Annotated in this window: 15 protein-coding genes and 3 pseudogenes; 3 read left to right on the forward strand and 15 right to left on the reverse strand. The window is 73.3% G+C overall.

The window, feature by feature from the left end; all coding sequences use genetic code 11:
* Positions 1-42: 42 nt before the first annotated feature.
* The 15 genes and pseudogenes from QQK45_RS08260 to QQK45_RS08330 form a co-directional block, all read right to left on the reverse strand.
* On the reverse strand, positions 43-558 hold the full coding sequence (locus QQK45_RS08260) for an FBP domain-containing protein (protein WP_284292846.1): 516 nt from the start codon (positions 556-558) through the stop codon (positions 43-45).
* A gap of 349 nt (positions 559-907) precedes the next feature.
* The gene (locus QQK45_RS08265; RefSeq protein WP_284292847.1) at positions 908-1,492 is read right to left on the reverse strand and encodes a dihydrofolate reductase family protein; all 585 of its coding nucleotides are present in this window, start codon (positions 1,490-1,492) and stop codon (positions 908-910) included.
* A gap of 50 nt (positions 1,493-1,542) precedes the next feature.
* Positions 1,543-1,980, reverse strand: coding sequence for a hypothetical protein (locus QQK45_RS08270; protein ID WP_284292848.1), 438 nt, complete (start codon positions 1,978-1,980; stop codon positions 1,543-1,545).
* 106 nt (positions 1,981-2,086) lie between these two features.
* Positions 2,087-2,278, reverse strand: coding sequence for a hypothetical protein (locus QQK45_RS08275; RefSeq protein WP_284292849.1), 192 nt, complete (start codon positions 2,276-2,278; stop codon positions 2,087-2,089).
* 116 nt (positions 2,279-2,394) lie between these two features.
* Positions 2,395-2,898 (reverse strand): DinB family protein, encoded by a 504-nt coding sequence (locus QQK45_RS08280; protein ID WP_284292850.1) that lies wholly within the window; start codon positions 2,896-2,898, stop codon positions 2,395-2,397.
* A 79-nt stretch (positions 2,899-2,977) separates the two neighbouring features.
* On the reverse strand, positions 2,978-3,550 hold the full coding sequence (locus tag QQK45_RS08285) for a dihydrofolate reductase family protein (protein ID WP_348525179.1): 573 nt from the start codon (positions 3,548-3,550) through the stop codon (positions 2,978-2,980).
* A 104-nt stretch (positions 3,551-3,654) separates the two neighbouring features.
* On the reverse strand, positions 3,655-4,737 hold the full coding sequence (locus tag QQK45_RS08290) for a ketopantoate reductase family protein (protein ID WP_284292851.1): 1,083 nt from the start codon (positions 4,735-4,737) through the stop codon (positions 3,655-3,657).
* 104 nt (positions 4,738-4,841) lie between these two features.
* Positions 4,842-7,061 (reverse strand): right-handed parallel beta-helix repeat-containing protein, encoded by a 2,220-nt coding sequence (locus tag QQK45_RS08295; RefSeq protein ID WP_284292852.1) that lies wholly within the window; start codon positions 7,059-7,061, stop codon positions 4,842-4,844.
* Positions 7,062-7,125: 64 nt separating this feature from the next.
* Positions 7,126-7,410, reverse strand: a pseudogene (locus tag QQK45_RS08300) (type II toxin-antitoxin system PemK/MazF family toxin); the annotation flags it as partial.
* Positions 7,411-7,438: 28 nt separating this feature from the next.
* A complete protein-coding gene (locus QQK45_RS08305; protein ID WP_284292853.1) occupies positions 7,439-8,068 on the reverse strand; it encodes an NADPH-dependent F420 reductase in 630 nt (209 codons plus the stop codon).
* Positions 8,069-8,194: 126 nt separating this feature from the next.
* Positions 8,195-8,503 (reverse strand): ABC transporter permease, encoded by a 309-nt coding sequence (locus tag QQK45_RS08310; protein WP_284292854.1) that lies wholly within the window; start codon positions 8,501-8,503, stop codon positions 8,195-8,197.
* 116 nt (positions 8,504-8,619) lie between these two features.
* Positions 8,620-9,057: pseudogene (locus QQK45_RS22040) on the reverse strand (ABC transporter permease); the annotation flags it as partial.
* Entirely contained in the window at positions 9,054-10,019 is a 966-nt protein-coding gene (locus tag QQK45_RS08320; RefSeq protein WP_284292856.1) for an ATP-binding cassette domain-containing protein, read from the reverse strand. The gene QQK45_RS08320 and the pseudogene QQK45_RS22040, both read right to left, overlap by 4 nt.
* 144 nt (positions 10,020-10,163) lie before the next feature.
* Complete coding sequence (locus QQK45_RS08325; protein ID WP_284292857.1) at positions 10,164-11,054, reverse strand: DUF4097 family beta strand repeat-containing protein; 891 nt, start codon at positions 11,052-11,054, stop codon at positions 10,164-10,166.
* Positions 11,051-11,653 (reverse strand): histidine kinase, encoded by a 603-nt coding sequence (locus QQK45_RS08330; protein WP_284292858.1) that lies wholly within the window; start codon positions 11,651-11,653, stop codon positions 11,051-11,053. The genes QQK45_RS08325 and QQK45_RS08330 overlap by 4 nt, the downstream gene beginning before the upstream one ends.
* 128 nt (positions 11,654-11,781) lie before the next feature.
* On the opposite strand from QQK45_RS08330, the pseudogene QQK45_RS08335 reads away from it, so the two are divergent.
* The 3 genes and pseudogenes from QQK45_RS08335 to QQK45_RS08345 form a co-directional block, all read left to right on the forward strand.
* Positions 11,782-11,937 (forward strand): annotated as a pseudogene (locus QQK45_RS08335) (ATP-binding protein); the annotation flags it as partial.
* 119 nt (positions 11,938-12,056) lie between these two features.
* Positions 12,057-12,869, forward strand: a complete 813-nt coding sequence (locus tag QQK45_RS08340) for an ATP-binding protein (protein ID WP_284295149.1) — start codon at positions 12,057-12,059, stop codon at positions 12,867-12,869.
* Positions 12,870-12,916: 47 nt separating this feature from the next.
* Positions 12,917-13,462: an LbetaH domain-containing protein gene (locus QQK45_RS08345; RefSeq protein WP_284292859.1), complete on the forward strand. Its 546-nt coding sequence runs from the start codon at positions 12,917-12,919 to the stop codon at positions 13,460-13,462.

A 13,462-nucleotide genomic window follows, 5' to 3' on the forward strand; every position in this document is an offset into this window, starting at 1 on the left:
CACAGTCAACCCTGTCGATACCCCCGACCCGGCGGCCCGCTGTCACTCGGTCCGCAGCACCTCGGCCAGGAACCGGGCCGAACGTTCCTGCAGGCCCGCGATCCGCCGCTCGATCACCGCGGCGCGAAGGTCGGCGTCGTCCCGTCCCGTCTCGGCGAGCGTCGGACGGCGCCGCACGTTGCGCGAGCACAGGAACTCCGTGCACAGCAGGGTGCCGACGGTGTTGCCGCGGCGCCCGGAGGCCCCGGCGCGGCGCGCGACGTAGAGCGACACGTCCTCGGTGTGGACGACGTCCTCGCACCACGCGCAGACGCCGCTGCGCCGGGTCCGGAGCGCGGGGTCGGTGGCGCGCAGCAGCACGCCGGTGGGGCCGCCGTCGAGCGCGGTGCCCGGGACCACGGCGTACGCGAGCAGCGGGGCCTTGCGGTCGACCCAGCCCAGGTAGTCGAGGCGATCCCAGTCCAGGGCGGACAGGTCGGGGATCGTGGCCTGGGCGGCCTCGCGGCGCGACGCGTTCACGAACGACGCGCGGATCTGCTTCTCGGTCAAGGGGTGCATGGGGGTGCTTTCCGGTCGGTCGGGCGCCGTCGCCCGGGCACGCGGCAACGTGTCGAAGAGACGACGGCGGCGCTCACCTCGCTGACCGCGGCAGGCGGACGGCGGGAGCGCGGGAGGACGACGACACGGCCCGCGTCGTGCGCCCGTGACCGGTGGCCGGGAAAGGCCGGGTCAGCGCACGGGGCGGGCCGACGGACTGCCCGAGCAGGCCGTCGCGGCCACCCCACAACCTGCGGTGACGCCCTGCATCCGCTCGCTCCTCGTCCGTCGGTGTCCTCGGTCGCGGCGCGACCGGCCCGTCCAGTGTGCCTCACGACGGCGCGGGCCGGGGCCCGGATTTCGCGCGGAGTCAGTTCGCGATGACGTCGTGGTCGAGCTGCACGACGCCCGACGCGAACCGCCGCACGCCCGTGAGCCGCAGGTCCACGCGCTGGTCGCGAGGCAGCGCGGGCAGGCCCCCGCCGACGCTCACGGGGAACACGCACAGGCTCACCGCATCGACGAGGCCCGCGGCGAACGCGGCCGCGGCGAGCGTCGGCCCACCGACCGCCACGTCGTGGTCCGCCGCAGCGACGAGCGCGCGCACCTCGTCCGGGTCGAAGCGCTCGACGAGGTCCGTCCGGGGCGTCGAGACGTCGTCGAGCGTGGCCGAGTACACGATCTTGTCGGCCGCCCGCCAGATCCGCGCGAAGTCACGGACGGCGGCCGAGTCCTCCTCGGGCTCGCCGGGCGCCGGGTGGTCGGGGGCGATCGTCTGCCAGGGCGTCATCACCTCGTACATGCGCCGCCCGTACAGGTACGTCCCGACGTCGCGGCTCTGGTCGTTCACCGCGGCGTGGAGCTCCTCGTCGGGCATGGCCCAGTCGAAGCGGCCGTCCGCGTCGACCGCGTAGCCGTCGAGGGACACGAGCATGAGGTACCGCAGGCGTGCCATGGTCGTCCTTCCGCCGTCCTGCCCGGGTAGACCCGACCCGGACGGGTGACTCATCGGAGCGCGTGGGCCTCGGGGTCGAACCGGCTCGTCGCGCGTGCGGCGCGGCCGCGGCCGCGGAGGGTCGGGGGCAGCGTGGCCGCGACGGTCGCCGCCACGGTCAGCGCCACCCCGGCGACGACGACGGCGCCCAGCGGGCCGCGGACCGCGCCGTCCTCCCGGTGGCCCCGGACCGCGTGGTTCGACTGCCACGAGAGGACGGACCGGTTCGACTGCCCCGACAGCACTGACGCCGCCGACTGGAACGACCCGATCGACAGCCAGGACATCGCGGAGCCGATCGACGACGACGACGCGAACGAGCCCACCGACGCGAACGACAGGACCGAGCCGACGGACCCGATCGACAGGACGGAGCCGTTCGAGGCGATGGACAGGACGCTGTCCTGCGACCACAGGGACCAGCGGGACGCCGAGCGTGCAGCAGCCATAGGCCCATCATCTCGCGGGGCGTCGGCAGGCTCAGGCCGGCCGCGACGCGGGCCAGCCCTGCGTGAGGCGATCGAAGATCTCGTCGAGTGCCGCCACGACGTTGTCTCAGGAGCGTCCGACGCCGTCGTACTCCCCGCGCGCCTCGCGCAGGCGCTCGACGAGCTGCTCCGCCGCGCCGAGCGTGCCTGACGACGTCGGCAGGGGCAGGCGCCCGGTGTCCTGCTCGAAGCGCGCGAGGAGGTGGTCGAGCAGGCCGGCGCGGTTCGCGTCGAACTGCTCGGGTTCGTGCTCCCTCACCTGCAGCGCCGCTGAGACGCCCGCCACGATGCCGATCAGGGCGTCGAGGTCCTCGTCGGACAGTCCGCTCGTCAGGTCTCGCCTCCCGTGGCCCTCGCTTCCCAGGCGGCAGTCGGTTAATCGCCGACGGCCCCGTCGATCCGCTCGCGCAGCAGGTCGGCGTGGCCGTTGTGGCGCGCGTACTCCTCGAGCACCTTGACGACGCACCACCGCACGGACCGGGCGCCCGAGCGCGTCGGGTCCTCGAGGCTGTGCCGCGCGAGCAGCGCGTCGACCGTGCGCTGCTTCTCGCGCCACCGCGTCATCGACGGCTCGACCATGGTCGCGTTGATGCCGAGGATGTCGCCGTCCGGGTCGTCGTCGGGACAGTAGAGCGGCTCGACGGGCGCGGGGCCGAGCGCGCCCTCGAGGTACCAGTGCTCCATCTCGGTCAGGTGCCGCACGAGCCCCAGCAGCGACAGGTCCGACGGCGGCACCGACAGTTCGACGAGCTGCTCCGGGGTGAGGTCGGCGCAGCTGCGCGCGAGGGCGTCGCGGTGGAACGCGAGCCAGCCGAGGAGCAGCTCGCGGTCGTCCGCGAACGGCTCGGGCTCGTCGAGGGCCGGCCTCTTGGACGTCACGCTCCCGACGCTAGACCCCCGGCCCCGACCAGGCGCGGTCAGTGCCGGACGCGGTAGCGCAGGTGCGAGACGGACGGGGTCACGCGGGACTCGAGCAGCTCGAGCTCGAGCGGTCCGACCCCTCGAACAGCCGCTCGCCGGCGCCGAGGGTCCGCGGGACGACGTGCAGCCACAGCTCGTCGATCAGCCCGGCCGCGAGGAACTGGTTCACGGTCGACGCGCCGCCCGACACGTCGACGGGCCGGTCGCCCGCGACCTCCTGCGCGCGCCGCAGCGCCGCCTCGACACCGTCCGTCACGAAGTGGAAGGTCGTCCCGCCCTCCATCTCGATGCTGTCGTGCGGGTGGTGCGTGAGCACGAAGACCGGCGCGTGGTACGGCGGCTCGTCACCCCACCAGCCGCGCCAGTCGCGGAAGCGCTCGTCGTCGTCCCAGCCGCCGCGCACCGGGCCGTACATGTTGCGGCCCATCACGTACGCGCCCGCGGTCGTGAGCGACGCGATCTCCGCGTCGTGCTGGCCGGCCTCGTCGAACATCCACGGCGCCATGAGCTTCGCGACGCCGTCCACCCCGATCGGGTTCTCGACGCTCTGGTCGGGCCCCGCGGCGTACCCGTCGAGCGACACCGCCATCCCGCACGTCACCGTTCCCATGTGTCCTGCCTCTCGTCGTCGTTGCTGGAGATGACCGCCGCGGCCGCCCGAACTCATCGGTCCAGACCTCGCGACGTAGGCCTCCGGGAGCCCTACTTCGCGACCTACCCCGTCGGGAGGCCTCCTTCGGCGAGGTCGAGGAGCCGGGCGAGGTCGTCGGGGGTCATCGAGCTGGGCGGGCGGCGGTCGACGGCGGCCTGGCGCGCCAAGCGCTGGACCGTCGCGTTGAGCGGCGCGGGCATCCCGGCGAGCCGCGCCAGCAGGACGATCTCACCGTTGAGGTAGTCGGTCTCGATGGACCCGTCGCCGCGCGCCACCGACTGCCACGACGAGCCGCCGACGACGTCGGGCATCCCCGGGACGGGCCGCACGTCGAACACGTCCCCGCGCCAGGCGTCCTCCTCGGCGTCGGTCGCCCACGCGATGCCCGACGCGCGGTACACGCCCTCGGCCTCCGCCACCAGCCGCGAGGCGAGCGGCCCGATCGGTCCGATCGCACCGTCGGCGCCGAGCAGCGCCTGGAGCGCGTTCGCGAGGTTCTGCAGGAGCTTGCGGTGCTTCCAGCGCAGGACGTCGTCCACGGCGTGCACCGTGAACGTCGCCGCACCCCAGTCGTCGGCGAGGGTGTCGAGGATGGCCCGGTCGGCGTCGTCGGAGGGGCGGGGAGCGCCGGGCGGGTAGGCGCCGACGATGAACGTGCCGCTGTGCGGCGCGATCCGTACCGCGGTCTCGCCGGCGACGAGGTGGGTCGCGGGCAGCCACACGCACGCGCCGAGCACGCGTTCGAAGAGCCGCAGCGCCATGCGTTCGGCGGCGACGCCGTTGGTCAGGGCGAGGATCGGGAGCAGCTCGCCGGCGGTGCCGACCGGCGGGTCGTCGGGGTCGGCGTCGGCCGCGACGACCGGCGCGTCGACCCACGTCTGCAGGGCGGCGGGCGCCTGGTGCGTCTTCGTGGCCAGCACGAGCACGTCGTCGGTGCGCAGCCGGGCCTCGGCCGGGGTGCGGGCGACCTCGACGCGGACGGTGACGTCGTCGTCGGGGGAGCGGAGCCGGTAGCCGGATCGCTCGATCGTGTCCGCGGTCGCGCCGCGCGCGACGAGCAGGGGCGGGTGGGCGGGTGAGTGCTGGGCGAGGCGTGCGGCGAGAGTCCCGCCGATCGCGCCTGCGCCGACGACGACGTAGCGCATCCGGCCACCTTGTCACACCGGCCCGCCCGATCCTGACGGTTTCCCAGCGCTCCGAGGCCGTCGGGCGGGAGGGGAGCCCCGCCCGACGGCGCCGGGTCAGCGGGTCAGAGCCCGTGCGTCGGCTGCACCCACGTCGAGGGCGCGGGCGGCGCGACGACCGTGGGCCGGTCGTTGCACGTGATCGCGTTCGGCGTGTACGGGGCGAGCCAGTTGGTGCCGGCGTGGAACTCGTTCGTGTCCACGCCGTCGTTGCCGCCGAGGTCGTCGATGCCGAACTCGGAGCCCGCGGCCGTGAAGTTGAACGAACCGCAGTTGTTCACGCCCCACCACCCGATGTTGCGGACGTCGGTGTTCTGGATCGTGGCGTGGCCCGCGGCCCGGGCGATGAGCACGTCGGTGCCGGCACCGTCGACGCGGACGTCCTTGATGTGGACGTTCGGCACCGAGACCTGGTCCTTGACGCCGTAGTCGGACACCACCATGAGCGCCGCGTACGTGTTGTCGAGGAAGTGGTCGCCGGTGATCTCGATGTCGGCGTCGATGCTCTTCTCGAGCGCGTAGATCCACAGCGCGCCGAGCCCGAAGTCCCAGTTCAGCTCGAGCGGGCCGCCGCGCACCGTCGTGTTGTCCGCGACAGCGATCGTCCCCGCGAACGCGGTCGCGCCGAAGCGGGAGCCGATCTGGATCGCCGAGCCCTCGCGGATCGGGTCGGACACGAGGTTGTTCGACACCGTGAGATCCCGGCCGCCGTACAGCGCGATGCCGTTCGCGAGGGCCGGCGTCTGGACGGTGTTGTGGTCGAACGTGTCGTTCGCGTCCTCGGTGCCGTCGGACCACATCGCCATCGCGTCGTCGCCCGTGTTGCGGAACGAGTTGTTGCGCACGACCGAGCCCGTGACCCCCGTGTGGAAGTTCAGGCCGTCGGCGATCTGGTCGGCGATGACGTTGTTCGTGATCGTGAGGTTCTTCATCGGGCCGTCGAGCCAGATGCCGACCTTGGTGTGGTGGATGTACAGGCCGTCGATCGACGAGTTGCTCAGCGCCCCGCCGATCCCGTTGACCTGGTCGGTGTCGATGCGCTCGCGGACGTCGCCCTCGATCGCGAACCCGGACAGGTGCACGTTCTTCGAGCCGCCGTCGGCCGCGGACTTCCCGTAGAAGCCGACGCCGGTGTGGACGGAGCCGTCGGCCGCGGGCTTGTCGAGCGTGACCTGGTGGCCCTTGATGATCGTGTACCAGGAGCCGGCGCCCTCGATCGTCACGTCGTCGACGACGATGTGCCGGTTCACCTGGTAGGTGCCCGCCGGGATGTAGACCTTGAGGTGCGCCTTCTTGGCGAACGCGATGGCCTTCTCGATCGCCGGTGCGGAGTCGCGCTTGCCGGTCGGGTCGGCGCCGAACAACAGGACGTTCGCGGCGATCAGGTCGAACTTGGGGGCGGCGACCTGCTGGGTGTCGAGGAGGTCGATCGTGGTGGTGGTGGCGGCCGTCGCGTTCTTCGGCACCGCGAGACGGACCGTCGTCCCCGCCGGGAGGGTCCGGCCGAGGAGCACCCGCTGCTCGTCGTAGAAGTGGTTGGGCCGGAACGGCGCGGCGAACGTCGTCGTCGTGCCGGGGGAGCAGTTGCACTCCACGGTCCACCAGTCGGGCTGGATGGACGTCGTGAGGGTGGGGTCGTTGGTGAACGGGTACGCGTTGTAGAGCCACGCGTACTGCGAGGTGAGCGTGATCGTCTTGTTCAGCGGTAGCAGGCTCTTGCCCGACGACGTCACCGTGAGCGGGGAGGTGATCCCACCGCCCTTCGGCGCGTCCGGGATCGAGTAGCGGACCGTGAGGGCGTTCGTGGCCTTCGCGAGCGTGAACTCGACGTACTGGCCGCGGGCGAGGCTCACCGCGGAGCGCCCGGAGGCCTCGGCGGGAAGCGTGTAGGCGTCACGGCCCGGCCCGATGACCGTGCCGTTCGTGGCCGCGTTCTCGGCCTCGTACTCGGTGACGCCGAGGGATGCGCCGCGCCCCGTCGTGAGGGACGGGTCGATGCCCGCCGTCGTGACTTTGGTGGGGGCGGGCGTGGACGGTGTGCCGTGGGCGAGCGCCGTGCCGCCCGTGGTGGCGGCCAGACCGATCGCCGTCGTCAGGGCCGCGGTCGTCGCGACGGCGCGGGCGGTGACCGCGCGTCGTCGTGACCGGCCGGGCCGGGGAGCTGTCGTGTCATCGTCGACTCGTCTTCTCTCGGTGGAGCCGGCGGCCGCTCGGGCCGCAGCCGCGTCGTCGCGGGCTGGGGCGAGCGTAGGCCCGCGCGCAGGAACACCACAAGGTGCAAGCACGGAACCGTCATCGAACTGTGAGTTTTTTGCGCAATCTTGCGTGAAGATCCGACGGGTCGCCTTGCTAGCGGCCGAGGCCGAGATGCAGCAGCAGCGCCTCGTCCAGCGCGGCCAGGGTGAGGGCGTCGAGCGCACCGGCCCGGCCGACGAACCGCTCCACGTCGAGCGAGCGGACCTGCTCGGCCTGCGCCTTCGAGTCGCGGTCCAGGCCGGCGGTCCCGGCCGGTACGAGCACCTGGAACGGCAGGACGCGGGCGACGTTGGTCGTCAGCGGCACGATCGTCAGGACCCCACGCCCCGAGCGCTGCGCAGCCCGGTTGCGGGCGTCGTTCGACACGATCACGACGCGCCGGACCTTCTGCCCGTCGACGGTGACGTCACGGGGCGACGAGCGCGAAGCCCCCGTCCCACGCGGTCGCTCCCGACGACGCCAGCGTCATCTGGAGGAAGCCGAGCGCTTCGAGCTCACGCGCGCGCTTCAGGCCGCCCGCGTCGACGCCCCGCAGGCCCGCCGCGTTCGCGAGGTCGACGACGGCCTGGCGGCCGCCGCCGTCGTCGCCGGCGACGAGCACCGTCAGGGGCGCGCCGGCGAGCGTGCCCCGCGCCAGCGCCGCCGCGAACGTGGTGCTGAACGCCTTGACGACCCTCGCGTCGGGCGCGGCCTCCTGGATCACCGCCGTGGCCGACGAGTCGGCCGGGACGACGAGCGCGTCGAACGTCGAGAAGTCCACCGGGTTGGTGATGTCGACGACGACCCGGCCCGCGAGCGCGTCACGCTGCTGCGCGGCGACCTCCGTCGCGGCCGCGAACGGGAGCGCGAGCACGACGATCTCCCCGGCCAACGGGTCTCCGAGGGCACCGGGGATGCCGTCGCCGAGCTCCGTGGTCACCGCGCGGGCCTCCTCGGGTGCCCGGCTCACCACCTGAAGGTCCGCACCGGCGGCCAGCGCGACCCCCGCGATCGCCCGGGCCATCCCGCCGGCCCCGATGATGCTCACGCTCGTCATGACGCTCCTCCTTCGTCTTCGGAAGGTTGCCCGCGACGGCGGTCGACCCCTTCCCGTCCAGCGTCCGTCCGCGCGTCCGACGCCGCACCCCGGCTCCAGCTCGCCCGCCTCGTGAGAGCGCCGTGGTCAGGCGGCGGCGCGCTCCTTGCGGAACAGCGCCAGCGCCCACACGTACGACCCGACCCCGATGACGACGGCCCAGATCGCGGTCGCGACGACGTCGGACGTCTCGACCGACCCGGCCAGGAGCCCGCGGACCGTGTCGATGAACGGCGTGAACGGCTGGTGCTCGGCGAACCAGGCCAGCCACCCCGGCATCGAGTCGACGGGCACGAACCCGCTGCCGAGGAACGGCAGGAGGATGAGGACCATCGGCAGGTTGCTCGCGGTCTCGACGCTCTTCGCGACGAGCCCGAACGCGGCGCCGAGCCACACGATCGCGAACGACAGCAGGACGACGACGCCCAGCAGGGCGAGCCAGTCGGCGGGGTGGCCGCCGGCCGGTAGCCCATGACGAGCGCCAGCCCGAGCACGACGGCGGACGTCAGGACGGCCTCGATCGTCACCGCCAGCACGTGCCCGCCGATGATCGAGCCGCGTGAGACGGGCATGGTCCGGAACCGCGACGCGATGCCGCGCGTCACGTCCATCGACACGGAGATCGCGGCCCCCGACGCGGCCCCCGCGATCGCCATGACCAGGATCGTGGGTGCGACGAACGCGAGGTAGGCCGCGCGGTCCGTCTCGCCGCCGGTGAGGGCGAGCACGTCGGCCGGGAGACCGGCGCCGAGCGTCCCGCCGAACACGTACACGGACAGCAGGAGGAACAGGATCGGGCCGCCGATCACGAAGACCGTGAGGCCGGGGTACCGCAGGACGTGCAGGAGGTTGCGCCGCAGCATGGTGACCCAGTCGCACGCGGTGGAGGGGCGTCGTCGGGCCGCGGGTGCGGGGTGGGACGGCGCGAGCGTGCTCGGTGCGGTGGTCATGACAGCTCCTTCGCGACGGACGCCGTGGCGCCGGCGGGCCGGGTGAGGGACAGGAAGACCTCGTCGAGGTCGGGGGTCTCGACGCTGATGCTCGCCGAGGTGACGCCGGCGTCCTCGAGGCGGTCGAGCACGCCGCGGACGGCCGCCAGCTCGTCGCCGCTGGGGATGCGGGCGCTGAGGGTGGCGTCGTCGCGGACGGCGTCGGGGAAGGCGCGGGTCACGGCGTCGAGCTGAGCAGGGTCGGCGACCCCGACCCGGACGTGCCCGCCCGGGACCCGGCGCTTGAGCTCGGCGGGCGTCCCCTCGGCGACGATCCGGCCGCAGTCGAGCACGCCGACGGTGTCGGCGAGCTGGTCCGCCTCCTCGAGGTACTGCGTGGTGAGGAGGATGGTCGTGCCGTCCGCGACGATCTCCCGGACGATGTCCCACAGCTCGCGCCGGCTGCGCGGGTCGAGGCCGGTGGACGGCTCGTCGAGGTAGATCACGCTGGGTCCGCCGACGAGGGTCATGGCGAGGTCGAGCTTGCGGGTCATGCCGCCCGAGTAGGTGGCGGCGGTGCGGTCGGCGGACTCGGTGAGGCCGAAGAGCTCGAGCAGCTCCGCGGCCCGACGACGTCCCTCGGCCCGGGGCAGGTGGAGCAGGTCCGCCATGAGCCGGAGGTTCTCGGTGCCGGTGAGCAGGTCGTCGACGGCGGAGAGCTGGCCGGTGACGCCGATGGCGTCGCGGACCGCGTCGGCCGAGCGGACGACGTCGTACCCCGCGACCCGCGCCGTCCCCGAGTCGGGGCGAAGGAGCGTCGCGAGGGTGGACACGAGCGTCGTCTTGCCGGCGCCGTTGGGGCCGAGAAGCGCGTAGACGCTGCCGGCGGGGACGGTGAGCGAGACGTCGTCGAGGACGACGTGGTCGCCGTAGGACCGGCGGAGGTGCTCGACCTCGATGGCCGGTGCTGCGCTGGGAAGCATGGTGATTCCTCTCATCACGGGCATGTCGGTCCTGATTCAGGGTGTGCGAAACCGTGCCGCGGGCCGAGGGGGCCGGGCGGCCTGGGTGAGTACGGGTGCCTTTCGCCGAAGTAGTACGGCGGCCGTACTACTTCGCGGGGGTGGTCAGGGGCGCGGGCGGCGGACGGTGACGTCGCCCCAGCTCGTCTGGGCGTGGATCTCCACGGTCGGGCTGTCGGCGTCGTCGGCGGACGGGGCCGACGACGGCTCGAGCTCGCTGCGGACGGACCCGCTCGTGCTGCCGAGGTCGAGCCACGCGGCGACGCCCTCGGGGACGCCGATGTCGATCGAGCCGTAGCCGGACTCGACCCGGACCTGGCCGCGGTCGATGCGCTCGACGACGGTCTGGCCGTAGCTGCCCTTGATCTCGACGTCGCCGCGCGCGTTCTCGACGGTGACGTCGGCGTGGGCGCTCCGGACGGCGAGGGTGCCGGTGATCTCGCCGACGATCGTGGAGCCGTTGTGGCACTTCACGGTCGCGTCGCCGGCGATCTCCCGGACCCGGACCGCTCCGACTGCCGCGGTCAGCGTGACCGCTCCGGTGGCCCGGCCGACGGTGATCGCCCCGGCGGAGCTCTGCAGCTCGAGCGGGCCGGCCTCGTCGACGCGCAGGTCGCCCGCGGAGGTGCGGAACGTGACCGCGCCGAGGGCGCCGCGCGTCACGAGGTTGCCCGCGGCGAGCCGACCGCGGAGCTCGGAGCCCTCGGGCAGCTCGACGAGCACGTCGACGGAGTCCTTGGAGGGGCCGAGCGGGTTGAACCGCCACGAGCGCGGCGTGCGGATCCGGAGGACGCCGTCCGCGAGCTCGACGGTCGTCTCGGAGGCGAGGCGGGCGTCGCCGCTGCGGTCGGGGCGGTGGGGCGTGACGGTGACGACGGTGTCGTCCCGCTCGCTCGCGACGACGTCGAGCCGCGCCCAGGCGAGCTCGGCGTCGAGGACCACGGGACCGGGTGTCGGGAACTGCTGCGGGGCGGGGGTGCTGGTCTGGACGGTCATGGTCTTTCCCCTTGCTGCGTGATGGTCGGACTGGCGTGTGATGGTCGGACGTCGGGTTGCCTACCGGGCCCAGCCGGTGACGCGGCGGCCGTCGGCGACGGCGGGCGTGGTGCCGGGCTGGGGGCGGGGGTGGTCTCGAGGGCGGCGGCGACCGCCCGGACGAGCCAGGTGTTGAGCGAGACGCCGTCGCGGACGGCGGCCGCCTCGACCTGTGTCTTGAGCGCGTCGGGGAGGCGGAGCGTGGTGCGGGTGGTGGGGGCGTCGTCGACGACGGCGCTCGGCTGGGTCGCGACCGGCGACGTCACGGCGGGCGCGAGTGGTGTCGGCGTGGTGTCACGCTCGGCGAAGGCCGGGGCGACGGGCGCGTTGACGACGAACTCGGGCTCGCGCCCGCGCAGCCGCACGTCGACGCCGCCCGGCGCGAGCTCGGCGCTGATCTCGCCCGCGGCCTCGGAGAGCGCCTCGAGCAGGACGAGCCGGGTGGCGGCGTCGAGCGGCAGGACGAGCCGTTCCGCGACGGCGCGGGCCTCGTCCCCGGCGGCCTCGGCTGCCGCCACGAGCTGGCGCTGGAGTTCGTCGACGTATCCGTGAAGTTCCATGACACCAACCATGACACCATGATGATGTCACGTCAACGGATATGACACCACGGACTCGCAGGGGTGGTGGCAGGTGGCGTACGCGCGCCCGCGCTGCGCCGTCGTCGGGGCGCCGCTAGGTTGCGAGCATGACGGGCGACATCACCATCGGGACCCTCGCCGACACCGCGGGCGGGAGCAGCGCGACGCTCCGGGCCTCCCGGTTCAACCGGCACACGTTCTGGTGCGGGCAGAGCGGCTCGGGCAAGACGTACGCGCTCGGCGTCGTCCTCGAGCGACTGCTCGTCGGCACCCGGCTGCCGATGCTCGTCCTCGACCCCAACGCGGACTTCGTCCGGCTGGGGAGGTCCGTGAGGAGACCGACCCCGAGGCCGCCGCGGCCCTGGGCGCCCTCGACGTCCGGGTGCTGCGCCCGCGCGGTGTCGGTGGTGCGGAGCCGCTGCACGTCCGGTACGTCGACATGGCGCTGCGGGCCCGGGCCGCGCTCCTCCAGATCGACCCCGTCCGCGACGCGGACGAGTACAACGTCCTGCTGCACCTCGAGGGCGAGATCGGGCCGCTCGAGAGCGACCGCCTTGCCACCGTGCTGCGCGAGTCCGACGACCCCGCCAAGCACGCCCTGCTTCGCCGGCTCGAGAACCTCGGCGTGCTCGAGTGGGACGTCTGGGCGCGGGGGCAGGCGTCCGCGGAGGACGTCGTCGACGCGCACCCCCGAGCGACCGTCGTGGACCTCGGCGGCTTCCGCGAGCCGCAGGAGGCCAAGGTCGCGGCGCTCGCGGTCCTCGACCACCTCTGGGCGACGCGCGAGCAGCGCGAGCCGATGCTCATCGTCATCGACGAGGCGCACAACCTGTGCCGGCCCGACCCGGAGACCGACGTCGAGGCCGCACTGACCGAGCGGATCGTGCAGATCGCCGCCGAGGGGCGCAAGTACGGGCTGTGGCTCGTCCTGTCGACGCAGCGGCCTTCGAAGGTGCACGTCAACGCGCTCTCGCAGTGCGACAACCTCGCACTCATGCGGATGAGCTCGCCGCGCGACCTGGCCGAGCTGGGCGACGTCTTCGGGTACGCGCCCGCCGACCTGCTCGCGGCCTCGCCCCACTTCCTGCAGGGGCAGGCCCTGTTCGCGGGCGGCTTCGTGCCCGAGGCGTCGGTGGTGCAGGTCGCGGCGCGCTGGACGCACGAGGGCGGGTCGGACGTCGCGGTCCCCCTCTGACCCCGACGCTGCCCGCCCGCGTGGGCGCCGCGTGCCAGGATCGCGGGGTGCCGAGCGACCACCTGATGGAGATCCGCAGCCCCGAGTTCCAGGCGATGGCGGCCCGTGTCGAGGAGGCGTACGCGCTGACAGCGCGGCTCAACGCCCTGCCGTTCGAGGACCGCGAGGGCAAGGCCGCGCTCCTCGAGGAGCTGCTCGGGCACCCGCTGCCGGAGCGCGTGACGATCCACCCGCCCTTCTACACGGACCACGGGCTGAACCTGGAGCTCGGGGAGCGCGTCTTCGTGAACCAGGGCTGCACGTTCCTCGACTACGCGGGCATCCGGCTGGGCGCGGGCACGATGGTCGCGCCGAAGGTCACGTTCATCACGGTCGGGCACCCCGTCCACCCCGAGCCCCGGCACCACTACCTCACGGGCGGTCCCATCGACGTCGCTGAGAGCGTCTGGATCGGGGCCGGCGCGACGATCCTGCCGGGCGTGACCATCGGTCGTGACGCCGTCGTCGCGGCGGGGGCCGTGGTCGCCGACGACGTCCCGGCCGGGACCCTGGTCACGGGCACCAAGGCGACCGTCCGCCGGACCTGGGTCTGA

Source organism: Luteimicrobium album (genome assembly GCF_030161555.1).
Classification (GTDB): Bacteria; Actinomycetota; Actinomycetes; order Actinomycetales; family Cellulomonadaceae; genus Luteimicrobium; species Luteimicrobium album.